Source organism: Paenibacillus shenyangensis (assembly GCF_000346635.1).
Taxonomy (GTDB): domain Bacteria; phylum Bacillota; class Bacilli; order Paenibacillales; family Paenibacillaceae; genus Saccharibacillus; species Saccharibacillus dauci.
The window spans coordinates 1-15,447 of the sequence record NZ_AOIG01000008.1 but is presented as its reverse complement, the minus strand read 5'-3'; the positions used below and the strand labels follow the sequence as shown (position 1 = coordinate 15,447).

11 protein-coding genes and 2 pseudogenes are annotated in these 15,447 nt (G+C 39.4%); 8 read left to right on the top strand and 5 right to left on the bottom strand.

Going from position 1 to position 15,447, the window contains the following annotated elements; all coding sequences use genetic code 11:
- Positions 1-1,029 precede the first annotated feature (1,029 nt).
- Positions 1,030-1,731, bottom strand: coding sequence for an NPCBM/NEW2 domain-containing protein (locus tag H065_RS26900; protein WP_017812275.1), 702 nt, complete (start codon positions 1,729-1,731; stop codon positions 1,030-1,032).
- Positions 1,732-2,509: 778 nt separating this feature from the next.
- Here H065_RS26900 and H065_RS0106775 point away from each other — a divergent pair.
- Positions 2,510-2,695, top strand: a complete 186-nt coding sequence (locus H065_RS0106775) for a hypothetical protein (RefSeq protein ID WP_017812274.1) — start codon at positions 2,510-2,512, stop codon at positions 2,693-2,695.
- Positions 2,696-3,402: 707 nt separating this feature from the next.
- Positions 3,403-3,621: a hypothetical protein gene (locus H065_RS0106770; RefSeq protein WP_017812273.1), complete on the top strand. Its 219-nt coding sequence runs from the start codon at positions 3,403-3,405 to the stop codon at positions 3,619-3,621.
- Between the two features lie 554 nt (positions 3,622-4,175).
- Here H065_RS0106770 and H065_RS27680 read toward each other — a convergent pair.
- Both H065_RS27680 and H065_RS0106760 read right to left on the bottom strand, forming a co-directional pair.
- Positions 4,176-4,823, bottom strand: a complete 648-nt coding sequence (locus H065_RS27680) for a site-specific integrase (RefSeq protein WP_238557910.1) — start codon at positions 4,821-4,823, stop codon at positions 4,176-4,178.
- A gap of 1,415 nt (positions 4,824-6,238) precedes the next feature.
- Positions 6,239-6,826 (bottom strand): hypothetical protein, encoded by a 588-nt coding sequence (locus H065_RS0106760; protein ID WP_017812272.1) that lies wholly within the window; start codon positions 6,824-6,826, stop codon positions 6,239-6,241.
- A 509-nt stretch (positions 6,827-7,335) separates the two neighbouring features.
- Between H065_RS0106760 and H065_RS0106755 the strand changes: the two genes are divergently transcribed.
- Positions 7,336-8,496, top strand: coding sequence for an MFS transporter (locus H065_RS0106755; protein ID WP_017812271.1), 1,161 nt, complete (start codon positions 7,336-7,338; stop codon positions 8,494-8,496).
- A gap of 92 nt (positions 8,497-8,588) precedes the next feature.
- Here H065_RS0106755 and H065_RS0106750 read toward each other — a convergent pair.
- Positions 8,589-8,894 (bottom strand): annotated as a pseudogene (locus H065_RS0106750) (helix-turn-helix domain-containing protein); the annotation flags it as partial.
- A gap of 101 nt (positions 8,895-8,995) precedes the next feature.
- Here H065_RS0106750 and H065_RS27305 point away from each other — a divergent pair.
- Complete coding sequence (locus H065_RS27305; protein WP_152425833.1) at positions 8,996-9,223, top strand: aldo/keto reductase; 228 nt, start codon at positions 8,996-8,998, stop codon at positions 9,221-9,223.
- Positions 9,224-9,414: 191 nt separating this feature from the next.
- Here the strand turns inward: H065_RS27305 and H065_RS0106745 are convergent, their stop codons facing one another.
- Entirely contained in the window at positions 9,415-9,972 is a 558-nt protein-coding gene (locus H065_RS0106745) for a TetR/AcrR family transcriptional regulator (RefSeq protein WP_017812269.1), read from the bottom strand.
- A gap of 301 nt (positions 9,973-10,273) precedes the next feature.
- On the opposite strand from H065_RS0106745, the gene H065_RS0106740 reads away from it, so the two are divergent.
- The 4 genes and pseudogenes from H065_RS0106740 to H065_RS25430 all read left to right on the top strand — a co-directional run.
- On the top strand, positions 10,274-10,957 hold the full coding sequence (locus H065_RS0106740; protein WP_017812268.1) for an NAD(P)-dependent oxidoreductase: 684 nt from the start codon (positions 10,274-10,276) through the stop codon (positions 10,955-10,957).
- Between the two features lie 624 nt (positions 10,958-11,581).
- Positions 11,582-12,286, top strand: a complete 705-nt coding sequence (locus tag H065_RS26895) for a hypothetical protein (protein WP_017812267.1) — start codon at positions 11,582-11,584, stop codon at positions 12,284-12,286.
- A gap of 577 nt (positions 12,287-12,863) precedes the next feature.
- Complete coding sequence (locus tag H065_RS0106730; protein WP_017812266.1) at positions 12,864-15,098, top strand: TerD family protein; 2,235 nt, start codon at positions 12,864-12,866, stop codon at positions 15,096-15,098.
- A 135-nt stretch (positions 15,099-15,233) separates the two neighbouring features.
- Positions 15,234-15,447, top strand: a pseudogene (locus H065_RS25430) (hypothetical protein); the annotation flags it as partial.

The window sequence follows — 15,447 nt, the reverse complement described above, 5'->3', positions numbered from 1 at the left end:
ATCAAGTAAGTTTAAACGTGTATATCGATCCAACATAATAAAGGGATGAATGCCCTGTTTGTGCCATAATCTGATAATCTGGCTTTTCTTACGTTTAGCTGTTGTTACAAAGCTGGTACGTAAACTATGGGCATTATATTCTGAGCTGACTATGTATAGTTTCAGCTGAACTTATCATCTGTTAACTCCCCTTTTGTGAATCATGATCTTCTCTCTGTTTTATAAAAACAATTTTGGAAATAGAATACCAAAATAGCTTTAAATTACATGGATTTTATTAGCAACTCACGATAATTATACATTACAATTTTTTAAGGAGTAGTATGTTAGATGGTATAGATTTATACCGCTCGATGACTGTTTAATATAAGTATATTATTCCGCATTCTAATTTTTCGAAATTTTCCAATCTACATAATATGTAACAAAATAATCTAGTTGAATACATATTTCAAAAGGCCATTGATAAATAAGAGAGTGTACAAATCGACCTTAATCAAAAACGGATAGAAAACACAGTTGAAAATTTTTTAATATGCTCGCTATTTTTTCATAGTCCTTTGCTAAACATCCCTTGTTCTCGTAACTAAATGGATACAGTATGTGTAATTGGATCATGCGGAGACCGCGGTAATAAACCCTCTTTCCGGAATCTGCTGTCCCGTCAGCGGATGACTTATTATATGTGAAAGAAGGAAAGAGAAGTAGACGTTTCGCTCCTAAATAGAGCCCAAAGCACCGTTTACTTTGTATTTGACTATACTTAGCGAAATAAGCGAAAGAATTTCCAGAAATTTAGTGGAAGGTAGCTACACGGATGATACGTGCAGATTCAGACAATATAAAAAGAGAACCCGTATGCTGGTTCTCTTCTTCTGGTTCTTTGGATTTTAATATTCACTCCGTGGCTGCGTAAATCTATAGGCAGAAACCTAGAGCACCTTTCCGACTTTTGCCGGTTAGCCGCTGCAATTATCGCACGGAGTAGCAATCAGTTCCGCTAGTATGATCTCTTATTCCGTTTACTTTTTACTTGATTAGGATCGGATTTACCACAATTGGATGTGCCACAACCGTACCTGATTCTTTACGTTCAAAGCTAACTTTTAGTTCCTGTACTCCACTGACCGAGATAGACTCGTTCTGAAGGGGGGTGCCTCCTGTAACAAGTCCGCTCCAAAGTTCTTTGCCATCCCCATAAATGACGATCGTAGAAATCTGTTCATCCCCTACGTGATAACCGAAGCTGAATGTTTTATACTGGCCCTTTAGATTGTAGCTTATTGCTTCTTTTTTTGTAAGCGTCATGTTGGTCACAAAAGTTTTTTTATAACTTTGATCGCCTATTGATGTTTCTTTATTTATCGTAACAGAATCAGAAGAAATACTCATAGGAGCTAAATCAGTTAAATATACGGGTGCTGCGGCAGAATTACCGATTAACACCGATTTCGTTTTACCGTCCCAAGCAACATTTTTATCTACCATGTTACCAACCATCTTCAAAGGTACATATGTCGTACCCTTATACGAGAGCGAGGCTGGAACGCTAGTGCCATTGTTATTAAAATTCCCGTTCAAAGGCGTTTTATCTACATTGTCTACAACAAATTTAATTGGATCCAAACTAACTTCAATTTTAGTTGTAGCTGCAAAAGCAATACTACCGAAGAAAACTGCACCCAATGTAAATCCAACCATACTATACTTAATCTTTTTAAACGCGCTCATATATACCCCTCTTTTCTTTATCTTGAACTAATTTAACTTACTGCTAAATCACCTGTTTAGCATACTCGATTTTCATTATAATTACTACAATTACATATATAAAAGATCAAATGAACAAGTCGGCTAAACGGTATGAAATCTAACTTGATTTTAAAAGTTTTAGCTTTTAAAAGAGTTAAATGAACCGTCTGCACTTAATGTTTTGTGAAATAGGGAAGACTGTCCTTACAATTGGAAGTTTTCGATTTTACGGCTGTATAGGAAACTTGATTGAATCAAATTCAGCTCTATTCCAAATAATGCAGCCTTGGACTGAAGCTCCTACAGCCGAGCCATTAAGACCATTTTTATTTTTTTAATATTCGTTTGCTTAAAGCGCATTTCTTTCCGGAGAAAATTTTTCGAGACGCGCAGCAGCTTTTGCCTGGGGATGGTTAATATCGGGTTGCCCTTTTACTCTTATCATAGAATGATGCATGAAGTTACTGTTCCTCATACACTCGAACTTCATTATAAAAAGTTGTGAGGGAAAATATTCAAGGCTTTGAACGTCGTGATGATCAGAGAATATACAAGTACTGTGAGAATGCTGTTGAGTACAGAACAAGCATCTCATAGCGCACATTCTGATTCTAAAATGGAGCTCCAAGAAAAGCAGCTGATCCCGATCTTGGCTCTCTTCTAAATGCTAAAAATTCTTGATAATACAAAAAAACGTAATTGTAAGGGATGAAAATAGTATAATATAGCATAGGCGTACACAGAAGGGGAAGTCATTATGAAGAAGTTAACGGATGAACAAGCAGAACAGGCAATGCGAGGAGCTAAAGCGTCTTTAGCTGTTGAAGGTATGTACCTGACTACTGAACAAGAAGAGCTGGTTAAGCAGCAGCTGACTGGGAAAATTAGTGAAGCACAATTCAAAAAGATGGCCTTAGAGATGGCGACAGGTGATAAAGTATAACAACGAACAATCCCAGTACTGCTATCCAGAGTCATTCAAAAAAGAAAAGGCTGTGAATTGGATATGGAAAAAATTCAAATGAAAGATGTAGAAGATATCGTAAAAATGGGGTAGAAAACCTTTTGATCATCAGCTACCACTATTAAAAGAATATTATTTAGGATCGGCTACCGGTGACTTGGTTTTTAGTCAATGTGGATTTGGATCAACTAGTCTTAATTGGAACCAAAAAAATAAGGCTCTTTACTAGTGAATGGAACCGATTGCTAACGGGCATTCGATTCTGTTTCTTTTTTAAAAGTCACGTGTACCGCGTCCGGTCGAATGAAGCAGGCAAGTAGGATCAATAAAAAGCTGCTAAGGTGGAACTAGAGAATTACAAATTAAGTTTCTATCAGAATAATTTAGAGAGGAATAACTCCACAAAATGTTACTTCGCAGTATAATATACTTAACACCTTTATGTTTATTAAGGTGTTTTTTCTATTCGAAATAGTATTAAGTGATTTTAGAATTTGAATGTGGAAGATGAGTAATTAAACGCAAAGCTCAATATGACTTCATAAATATTCTTAGATGAGATCTTAATCGCTTTTCGTCTTTTATTTATGATGCATTTAAAACTATGATGATCACTGGATAGTCTTTAATGAAGAATAAGCAGCGTGCTGATATTATGACATAATTCTAAAAAGGTGGTATAACAAATGGCAGAATTTAAATTGACAGATGAAGAATGGAAGAAAATCGGACAGAAGGCAGCTCGGCAAGCAATACAAGAAGCAAAAGCAGCGGGTGTTCCTTTCACCTATATGATTGGTGACAAAGTAATACGGGAATATCCAGATGGAAAGAAAGTAAAGGTGACATTCAATGAACAGGGGCAGGCTAAAGAGACTGATTACGTCGAAAGTAGCCGTAGATGATAGCATGAGATCGGATTCGTTGACTGCTGCAATAGAAGATGAAACAGAGGTAAGATATCCAGAGCCTGCTTGCAATGAAGGGAACCGGGCGAAATGGAAGCAGATTGATAGCATTACTCTTACGCTTCTAGTGGTGTAAATGGATACGGCCCTGATCCTCATGGCGATCCGAAACTCCTAATGGTTGGGAGCCCAATTATAGACGTATAGACAATGGTTATATTAACGGTGTGAAAAGTTTAAAATAATAGGATGTTCAACCAGGTCGAGCCAGTGGATGCTCCCTAACAGCTGGTTCGAACATTGTCATGTGGTTTGCTAAACAGTATCCTTCATTCAATCCAACGGATGATCCAAGAAGTATTGCACTACAATGACGAGAAAAATGAATACGTATAAAAAATGGTGTAGGAGTTAATAGTTACTAAAATTTACTTATTTTGCTACAGTATATTGATCTATATATGTTTTAGAGTGGTTTATAATCTTCGTTTCTTTGTGTCTTCTATATAAATATAAAAACTCCTCTTTTAAACAAAGAGGAGCTTTTATATTTAACGGTACCACAGCTTAATTTGGTTGCTATATGGAGAATCACTTAATGTATGACTCATTACAGGACCTTCACCCCATTTGGAGATTGCAGCTAAGCTACTAAGAGTATTTGCTCCATTAACCGGTTCTACTTTAGCAGAGTGTACAGTAATAGAGTAAGATGCTACCACTCCCTTCGGTAGATTAGCAAGGCTGCCTGTATATTGTTTATAACTTCCATCATTTAAATAAGGTGTAGGATCGTCAATCCAATATTTATTGGTTGAAGAAGTAGAATAATAAGCATAGGAATGACAGTTAGAATTACTTGTAGCACTACTAATAAAACCAGCACGCAAACTATGAGCACGATATTCTGAGCTATCTAATCCAGCTAGGTCAATATACTTTTTAACGATAGTTGATATAGAATCTTCACATAAGCGTTGAGAAAGAGGTTTATTCATCTTAGTTATTGAATGAAATAGAGGACCAGAATCAATCTGCGCGGCTTCAATCCAGTTCAGATATGCTTGGACAGGACAAGTAAAGCTATGTTGGTCATATGGAATAAGGATCGATTCGCCTTTGCCTTCTTGGTCTGTTTTGCTTCTCTCAGTATAGACAACCGAACTCTCTGCATATAGCTGAATATGCTCCACATCCAAGTTGCTTAACTATATAATATCAAGAATAAATTTATTTTTATTACTTTTTAGTAACTAATACATTTACAATTTGACATATTACAATGAAGAATGTTTCCAGAGCAAACCAAACGGCCTCTCCTCGAAATAATTTCGAGAAAAGGCCGTGTTTTGTAACGTGATTTTTAATTTCTGCTTGACAGGGTATGACCAAGTAGCATTTTTTCTTTTACATTACTGCTAGGTTGTTAATGTGTATTTAGCTGGCTAGATCAAATTCAACAGCCGCTTGTAATGCTACGTTCTCTTTACCAAAGCGTGCCCGATGAAAGTTACAGAGATCATTAATGCAAACAATATTTTTTGGTTGGGAGCGGTTCATCCGCTTGTGCAGCAGTTATACCAAGAAACTGCTGTTTTTTATTCTACTATAGAAGTTCTTAGTTTAAGGTGTTGCAAGACATGAATTGCTATAATACTGATAAATGCGAGAATATAAGGAGGTGGTAATTGGGTCAGAGAATAAACTGTAAAAGCTAATTGAAAAAGAATCGATATTAACATGAATTTATAATTGCCGAATTGGAAATGATATTCTAAAAATAGATGTCTCACTTTATTATAATAATTCATTGATAAGAATATAAAAGAGAAACCTATAAGCATAAAATCAATATGAGGGAAGGCTTGGTACCAAGCGTAAGGATGAGCATCATATATATTTTCAGCTAACGAAGAAAATAATATATTACATACACAAAAAATAACACTTGTAATCATCAAAGATTTCTTCTCTTGTTTACATTCTTTTTTGATGCCTTATCTCTGTCTTTTAGAAATCGGTTTTTTAAATGCCATAGTATCCCTCTCAAAAAAATATTATGATTAATAAAGTTAATACGATCTTAAATGTATAAGGTTACATTTCACATGTGGTAATTTAGAAGTTTAGTGTATATTCTTTAAACGTTAGCCTCTAATTTAATACTAGCTTTAAAAATCGCTAAAAGGTCAGGAGGATCGTCAATACATTATAGGATATTTGCCTATATACATCTCTGAATAAAATTTTTAAAAACATAGCTATGATAATTATCTTTTTTGATGCATTTCAGTATGTACCTAAGAATGGAACAAACAATTATGATCTAGACAAAGTCATTATAGTTACCAGCATTTTTATTTTAAAATAGTTCACGATAAGTAGCATCACGGATATCTCAATTAAGAGAGCTAGTTATAAGGAAGTTCGATTTAACACATCTATAGAATATTTATTAGTATGCATTCAAAGATGTGTATTGATTTGTAGGTAAGTTGCAAATCAATACACCCGTAAAATTCACTTACATAATTTTATTTGATCTTTATCAATTTATTCAAAGATCTTGTTATACCATAGTTTATCATTCTTTCGTTTACTACTGTTTATAATATTATTTTTCAATATTTGAAAGTATTCCTTTTTTATTAAGCAATGGCACAGCAATTAGGAACAGTAGTGGACTGAACGTATAGATTAGTAAATGTGTGAATATACGTAAAACTAAATCTTTGAAGAAAAATTTAAAGAAAAAAAGGATTAGTTGCATTGTTCTTGCTTCATCCACTCTAGTCAACTTTGATTTATAGCCGTAACTGATTGTATATTTTTCTCCGCGAGAAGAATAGGCAGTAAAATCATCTGGTATATTATTACCAACACTGATATAACGAAGAAAACTTGATTTTATATTTCCAAAAAAGCTTCCAAAAATTTTTTGATATAAATAGGTTGATTGTATATAGAAACTCGCATGTGGATAAAAAAGAATTTTGATAAATGACAATGCATATACTTGAATAAAAGCCACGAAAAATAAAGTTAAATCTCCTAACGAGTATTGTCCATCTTCAATAAATCGGGTAACTACCCTTGAAATATTTATGATTAAAGAGCTATACATAAGTAATAAAAAGGGAGTTAAATAATATTTTTTGTTTAAAGCTTTAATTGCTTTTGTGTAAGCTATTATATACTGCATGAAACTTCTCCTTTATCATTCATAAATAAATTTTCGCTTTCTTAATGTAAAAGAATAAGAATTAACTACGTTGTATACTACTCCAGATAACTTGCTCTTGTCCGCATCATCCCCCTTTGATAGATCAGTTATATTAATAGTCTAATAGTCCCGCATAAACTGTATCGGCTAGTTACTCGGAAATTATAAAAATTCACAAAAATTTTAGCCTAACCAGGTTTTTGTGAAGCTTTATTAGTCTCTTCTCTATATCTTCTATCGTGAGAGAGTCTGGCAAGTAGAAAGACAAGCATAAGCAATACGAAATACAGCAAGAATAGATGTGACCCCATCTCTTGCTGTGACCGTTCCTAAAAGTACATAGTAAAGTATCGATAGAACATTGCTGGTAAACGTTCAAGGGAGGTAAGCCTACGGTTTGAGAAGCAACTGTATATCTGTGGTAGAGGATTGGTCATAGGAACCGTAACCGATCTAGGGTAAACCTATAAGCAGTTGGCGCATACTCCATGTATAAACACAATTATCTGCTTATCCTGATACTGATCATTGGGGCATTTGGCATCATTAATACGGAAATGGGTGTTATCGGGATACTGCCTCATATTGCCGAACATTTTGATATCAGCGTACCCAAAGCGGGCTGGCTGGTCAGTCTGTTTGCACTTACCGTTGCCTTCTCGGGTCCTACCATGCCGCTATTGTTTTCCGGAATGAATCGCAAAAAGGCCATGCTGCTCGTACTCGGAGTTTTTATAGCAAGTAATATCGTCTCCATATTCACATCCGATTTTGCGGTCGCTCTGATTGCACGTGTGATTCCGGCAATTTTTCACCCTATTTATTTCTCGGCTGCTTTTACGATGGCTGCCAATTCCGTTCGCAAGGAAGAAGTACCAAAAGCCGTCTCCAAAGTGTTTATTGGCGTGTCGGCAGGCATGGTACTCGGTGTACCGATTGCCAGCTTTCTTGCCAGCGCTATCTCTTACCAGGTCTCGATGTCCTTTTTTGCTATTGTAAATGCTATCGTATTTGTGGCTGTGCTGGCTATGTTCCCATCGATGCCTGTAAAGGAAAGACTCTCTTACGGAGCCCAGTTATCTGTACTGAAAAAACCGATCATGTGGTTTTCGATCGGTGCAGTCATACTGCTGAATTCGGCGGTATTTGGCGTATACAGTTACCTGGCGGAGTATCTGGGCACAGTGACCCGTATGTCCGGCAGCTGGATCAGTATGATGCTCGTTGTTTTTGGGGCCGCCAATATTATCGGCAATATCGTGGCAGGCAGGCTGCTGACCGACAATGCGAACAGAACGGTGATCGTATTTCCTTTTGCACTCGGATTCATCTATATCCTGTTAGGGATGCTGGGGCAGTTTACTGTGCCAATGGCTATCATCACGCTGGTATGGGGAATACTGGCGGGTCTAGCAGGCAATATCAATCAATATTGGATTACTTCCGCCGCTCCAGAAGCACCCGATTTTGCAAATGGACTTTTTTTGTCTTCCGTCAATCTGGGTACGACTATCGGGACAGCGGCCGGAGGGCTATTTATCTCGTTATGGGGTACGCCATATGTGATATCCGTAGGTATTATTTCGCTTGTACCAAGTCTGGTATTCATTTTACTGAGACGGGGCTTTCGTGAACCGGCTAATGTCTGAACAGCAGGAGTGATCCTGCAAGTCTGCACCATCGTTATGCATGATAATATCAAACGATGATAAAACGGCGATACTCAAAAAGACAGGTTGGTTCAGGCATTAAGCGCTTTCTCATACTGTTCCTTTAGACGCTTGATGTCTGTTCTCGGCGGAGCGCCGAACATACGGGAATATTCCCGGCTAAACTGTGACGCACTCTCGTATCCTACGCGAAAAGATACATCTGCCGCATACGACGATTCGGCGAGCAGCAGACGCATCTGCTTCTGGAACTGCAGCGGACTCATCGCGGTTACTTCCTTGAAATTGCGGTGGAAGGAAGAGACACTCATACTTGCCAGTTCGGCCAACTCTTCGACACGCAGCGGCTGGTCATAATGACGGGTGATCTGCTCGACGTACATTCTGAGCAGTACACCGTACATTTCAATTCCAGCAGCATATAATCATAACAGAACAAGCCTGCAGAAACATATCGCTATTAAGCGTACATCAGTAAATCAAATGTATACACATATTATCAGTTATTCTACATCACTATAACCGATCAAAGGAGTGTATAGCATGGATTCTGCAAAAGAGTCTGGTAACCGCACCTATCATCGGAGCGACCAAAATTGCGCATCTGGAAGATGGTGTCGGGGTACTGGATGTGAAGCTGACAGCGGAAGATGTAGCTTTTCTGGAGGAACCATATATACCGCATCCCGTGGTAGGTGCCAACTAGAATAGTTGTTATAAATAGTAATCAATCATCCCGATTATAAAGAAATACAGCCGATTCTGTTGAATGGTTACTATGCAGGATCGGCTTTTTATTACATAACTGAATCTATTGAATAGAGTGCTCTTCTAATTGATTTTATATACTTTGTGATACAAGGCGAGAACCCCTTATAGTTGCCGATGCCAGATCGATTATAAATTCTTTTCCAACAATGCTCCTACTCGTTGTGCCATATAGGGAGGAGAGGAAGGCTGTTCCTTTTTGAACCACGATTCCACCACCCCTACAATAGCAGATCCAAAAAATTGAATGATCACATCTTCATCTTCACCGTCATTTAATCCTGAAGAACTTCCTTCGGTTAGGCTTTCTACACTTTTCAACTCGTGGAGGACAAATTCAAGGAATCGGCTGCGAAAAAAAGGTCCTCCCTGATTCGCGAGCATAGTGGAAAAGAACAAGTAATGGCTCTCAAAGTACTCGAACCATAACAATACCGTATCAATATAACCATTATTATCCTCTGATTCACAGAGCTTCCGCAGTTCGCAAATATGTTCTTCGATTAGCTGATCCAGCAGATCAAATTTATCGGTGTAGTGAAGATAGACGGTTCTTCGGCTAACATTTGCTTTGTCAGAAATTTCTTGGATCGTAATTTGATCAATTTTTTTGTCAATCATTAGTTCAATAAAGGCTTTTTTTATCGCTTCTTGAGATTTGATTATTCTTCTATCTACCTTGGGCACAGTAGTCACGCTACTTTCTGAATTAAATTACACAACTTTAAATGATTTGTGAATAAATGCACGGATTACGGTTACTTGGCAATTGCTAACGCATTATTTTTTTGTTTATGATTATATACAGTTGCTAATTAATACACCAGTGTGCATTTTTTGAGAATATTGATTAAACAATCAAGAGACGACTGTCTTCACGGCTCGTAAGCTGCGTCAAAGTGTTCAATATCACTAGTGCTATCCAGTAAACATAAAGCGACTATGGACTAGAATTCATAAGTATCATAGTTGAAGGGGGAGCTACATAATGAAGATTGCGGTAATAGGAGCAACAGGAGCGACTGGCAGGAAAGTGGTAGAGCGAGCACTTGATCTGGGGCATGAAGTTATAGCCGTAGCTCGCCGGCCAGAAGTCATCACCCCTACAGCGCGCCTTAGCGTTCGGCAGGGAGATGTACTCGATATGCCGAGTATGGCTGAAGCTTTGGTTGATACAGATATGGTAATTAGTTGCCTGGGTCCTAGTGGCAACTTTTCGCAAGGTACCGTTATATCGGAGGGGATCTCGAGCATACGCAAAAACTTTTCGCCAGGCACTACCATGTCGGTGGGCATTACGAATATCCTGGCAGCTTGCGAAAGCGCGGGAGTGAAGCGCTTCGTTATGCAGAGTGGCATTGGTCTGAGCGATGGAAAAGAACTTTCAGTATTAAATCGCTTGGCTATACATATCTCGGGTCGCATTTTCACAAAGGCGGTTGAGGATAAAGCTGTAGCTGAGCATGCAGTACAACAGAGCGAGCTGAATTGGGTCATTGTCCGACCGCCAGCTCTTAGCGATACCGCTGCCACTTCAAAATATGCAGCAGGACCCTTGATCCGCATTTCTCCGCTCCGACCACTTTCTTTCGCAGATTGCGCTGACTGCCTCGTGAGGGCGGCGACAAATGAGCCAACCTGGATCAGAAAGATCATTAATGTTGGGCGATAACAAGGGTTGCCTCAAACAGGGTTATATCGTCAAACAGACGTAAACCACTTTTCCGATTTTAAAATGTTCGATTTTGCTTTATGGCTGGAATAGAAAATACTTGATTCCATTAAAAAAGAAAAAGAACGTTTTTTAGGAGCAAATCAATCATTTGCTTCTTTTTTACGTCTTATTTTCAAAAATGAACGAGACAATGAACGATTTGGAGAGGGAAGAGAAAAATCATGAATAAATGAATTGAATGGTTAAGACCGATATTATCCCTTTAAATTAAAATTTCAACATATGAAAAATTCACAATAATAAAACAAAATGTACCTTGTTACTATCAGCAAAACTCAAAATAAGAGCACTAATTGTAAAAAAGAAAACTACACAATCCAGTATCAATAAGCAACAAAAATATACAACAAATCATCCACATCATCTATGATAAAAGCCAGCTACCTCAAAATCGATTCCATCACCATACTTGTACCCTGTTCATAGCAGACAAATAAGAAGAAGATATATAAAAGCAACAAAACAAAAGCTCAACGTACATAGGAGCAAAACATAAATCTATTCTGGTAGAAAAAAACGCAATCAAATTAAACGACTTAACCACGTAAGGAGAAAATAATAATGGAAAACACATTGTTTGGATTCACATGCAGCAGTTGCGGAAGTGGTCCACCGGTATACCCAAAATTAAAAAAAGGATATGAAATATTTGCTTTTGAACAAGCGATAAGCTGGATGGAGACATTGACAGCAGAAGATGGTTCACTTGTAGATTCTGAACGCTTCATACTAGCAGAACAGGCACCTGTAAAAGGCAAAGAGAGCGTCGTCCTGGTAAGATTCCCTTTTAATTACGCTATAGGAGATACGTTCTGGGGATTGTTCTCTCCCCCAGATTCCTTTTTAAATGGATGGGAAAAGAGAAATCAGCATGAAATTAATGAATCTGCTTTTGTGCGGTGTACCTTTTTGTCTGTCGTTTCTGATAATATCAACAATGCCTATATTAAAGTTATGATCGAGGATGTATTATTTCTAAATCAAATGGATACTCACCTGGATGAACAAAATGGCAGCGGGTTTCTTAAAGACATGGGTATGTTCAGAGGGCTTGATCTGGATCAATTTGAGGAATGGCTGTATTTCAGCGATGGAGCAGAAGGGGATATCGGAATCTGGGCGCTACTGCATATATTGGAAACAGATTATCGTCTGGTTGCTTACGGAGACTGGAGCTTCCATGAAAATTATATATATGGTGGCAACCTCAAGATACCCGCGGCAGAAGTAGATATGCTGATCAGCCAGGCCAAAGAAATAAAGTAGAGATAACCAACCAAAACATCAGTACAACCTTGCATCACAAACGTATATTCTGTATTCTAAATACAAACCTATACAGCCGCAGGCTATGGAAAAGCTTCCTTCTACTATTGGGCACCGGACACCGGGGACATTGTCTACCGGGCCGGTAAGTTAGCATTTCCGCTCTCCTGCGGTTTTTTTGTGTCTTTATAGCTGCACCTGTTCAAAAAATAGGCTTCGCCATACTTGTGCCCTGTTCGCTGTGTTTGAAATCAACTACACTAAAGTCAACAGATAAGCCGCAGGCTATTGGAGTGCTTCCTTCTAAACACATCCCAAGTATAGCGTACCAGCTCTCCTGCAGCTTATCCGTTTATCATCAGTGAATCGTTCAACCATAACACGTAAATTAGATTATCGATACCATAGAACATCAAACCATATATAATCATCAGATCTTATTATCTATACGAAGCTAAACTGTCATATCCAAATACAACTCAATCGGCTGCAGGCTATCGGAGTACTTCCTTCTAAAACATTGGACGTCAGTGTTCCGGCTCTCCTGCAGCCTCTTTTTTAAAAGGAGGTTCTACATATGAATATCCAGAATGTCGATACAGCTGCATTACTTCAGATAATGAATCCTGTTTTCCTGCGGCGCAGTCAGAAGATCATACTGCCACCTGCAGAGAACTTAACCAAACAGCTGCCAGCCGATCGAAGCATACTCGCTGCGCTGCTTAAAAATATCGAAAGTCTTGGCTACACCTTTTCAGCACAACTCACCCGTGCAGCCCAATCCCTGAATCAGGAACAGATGGTCACTCTGTATCAGACGATCCTGCCAGTACTGCAAAAAATACTCGGAGCGCATGTACAGCATCGTCCGATGTACCCAAATTTCCCGGATGAGGTGATGGAAGCCTCCGAAGTGGAACTGTATCTGAATGCAGTGCTTCACTATACGTATGGACTACTGCCAAATACAGAAGTCAAAGAACGTCCTTTGAGTCTGGATCACAAAAAGCTGAAAGTAATTGATCTTGGTACAGAACAGCAGTTCACTCAAATGATGCGCAATCTTGCCGGTGCCAACGGTTCATTATCCGACGAGGACAAAGCTGATCTGGTCACTGCATTGACTCATATGCCTGGTATAGATAATATTCTGCCAGATGATATTCCTTATAAGGAAAATGCCGCATGGATCGCATCCGTATTGCTGACACAGGAGCGGGCGAGCATAGAGCGATTATCCCGTTACTTCCGGACGGCAACCGATGTATTACGTCTGGCAGCTGGACTATCGGGACTGGATACCAGTCTGTACTGGGCCAAGAGAATCCCACAGCTAACGCAGCCTTTTCAGAATATGTACAATATGAACCAAAGCATGAATGTCCAATTAACTCCTGATCAGCAGCCAGCACCAGTCTACCATTTTCGCAAATTCAAGCGGTCAGAGCGCCGTCTTCTGCTCGGATTACTGGAGCAAACATCACAGCCACTTGAAGATATGGTATTGTACCGGGAATTGTGGAAGCGTCTTGGCGAGATTCTACATCCTGGTGAAATGCGCAATCAGTATCCCCATGCCTTCGAAGCATTTACACGTCTACGGCGGGAAAAACATATTCCTACATTCCGCAGTGAAGTAGAGCAGGGACTGTATCACCGTGACGTAGCGGTTATTGCGAGACTCGCTTCACGTCCGGGCGAACTTGCACGCCGACTTGACCTGCTGCTTCGTTCCCAGCCACAGGCATCCGAAGAAATACTGAATTCTTTTACTTCTGTGATTGGCCAGATAGCAGTACCGTTATTGCTGCAGCTGATGGCTCATTTCAAGCACCGTGATGAGCAGCGCGATTACCGGGTATTTTTCCCGAAAGGCAATATGGGCAAGGCTGTTGCTGTATATAACCATCTGCCATCTCTGAATACGGCATGGTCTATAGAAATTGTACAGCAGATTGAAAAGGAACTTCGGACACGCTTTGCAGACCGGACGGCACTGGGACGAGTCTATATCGATCCGGTACTGGCCAAAATTCCGGTACCGTTCTCTCAGCGATCTGCCAGTCAATCACTTCGTCCGCTGCCGCGCGGTAGCCGGGTAGCCATGCCAAACGGAGAAACAGTGCGGTTGTTCTGCTGGTGGACCAATCTTCGCACCGGTGTGAAGAACCAGCGCCGAGTCGATGTCGATCTGTCTCTGGTTCTGCTAGATGAGCACTGGAATTCGATCGAGACGCTGGCATTTTATAATTTGAAAGAATCCTATGGTGCACACAGCGGTGATATTACGGATGGAGGCAAGGATGGTGCGTCGGAATTCATCGATCTGCATATACCGGCAGTACTACAGGCGACCCAAGCCCGTTATGCGATGGTCCAGGTATCTTGCTTTACCCGTCAGGCCTTTTCGGAACTGCCGGAATGCTTTGCGGGATTCATGATGCGTACCTACAGTCAGACCGGCGAGATCTATGATCCACGTACCGTCGAGACCAAATTCGATCTGACTGTCGATGCCCAGCAAGCCGTTCCACTGGCACTGGATCTGCAGCAGCGAGAGATGATCTGGATGGATGCCGTTCTCAAAAATCGAAGCTTTGCCATTACCGCCGAGCAGAATATGAATGGAATTGAGATGCTTGGACATGCCTTTACAGATATACGAAAAGCGACGCTGGCAGAGCTGTTCACGCTGCATGCAGAAGCACGCGGTACTCTGGTCGATTCCATAGAAGAAGCGGATACTGTGTTTGCTATGGAAGAGGGGATTACACCTTATCAGACGGATGTAATCCTGGGTGAGTATATTTAAGATTAGTATAAAAACATAACGATTAAAAGGAGTGATAGTATTCACTCCTTTTTAGTTTGTCATTCTAAAAATCTATATTTCCTACTCGACTTTATTGATATAATAATATTTATTTTTATAAAAAGGGGAAGAGTTATGGGACTTGATGCATATGTATATTGTAATTGTATAAAAGAAGGAAAAGCAGCAGAATTACCATTTGACGGGAATTTTCTTAAATTTGAAGATGGTTATTATTTTCTGAAAAGAGAATACCAAGAACAGTATGCCGAACAATTTATTTTATGGCAGGAGACGGCTTGCGAACATGAAGACTTCTATTACATAAATACTAGGGCGTGTTTTAAAA

Coding starts and splice junctions, on each gene's coding strand:
- H065_RS0106770 (WP_017812273.1), top strand. CDS start 3,403: ATGGCAGAATTTAAATTGACAGATGAAGAATGGAAGAAAATCGGACAG.
- H065_RS0106775 (WP_017812274.1), top strand. CDS start 2,510: ATGAAGAAGTTAACGGATGAACAAGCAGAACAGGCAATGCGAGGAGCT.
- H065_RS0106730 (WP_017812266.1), top strand. CDS start 12,864: ATGAATATCCAGAATGTCGATACAGCTGCATTACTTCAGATAATGAAT.
- H065_RS0106760 (WP_017812272.1), bottom strand. CDS start 6,826: ATGCAGTATATAATAGCTTACACAAAAGCAATTAAAGCTTTAAACAAA.
- H065_RS0106740 (WP_017812268.1), top strand. CDS start 10,274: ATGAAGATTGCGGTAATAGGAGCAACAGGAGCGACTGGCAGGAAAGTG.
- H065_RS26895 (WP_017812267.1), top strand. CDS start 11,582: ATGGAAAACACATTGTTTGGATTCACATGCAGCAGTTGCGGAAGTGGT.
- H065_RS26900 (WP_017812275.1), bottom strand. CDS start 1,731: ATGAGCGCGTTTAAAAAGATTAAGTATAGTATGGTTGGATTTACATTG.
- H065_RS0106755 (WP_017812271.1), top strand. CDS start 7,336: ATGTATAAACACAATTATCTGCTTATCCTGATACTGATCATTGGGGCA.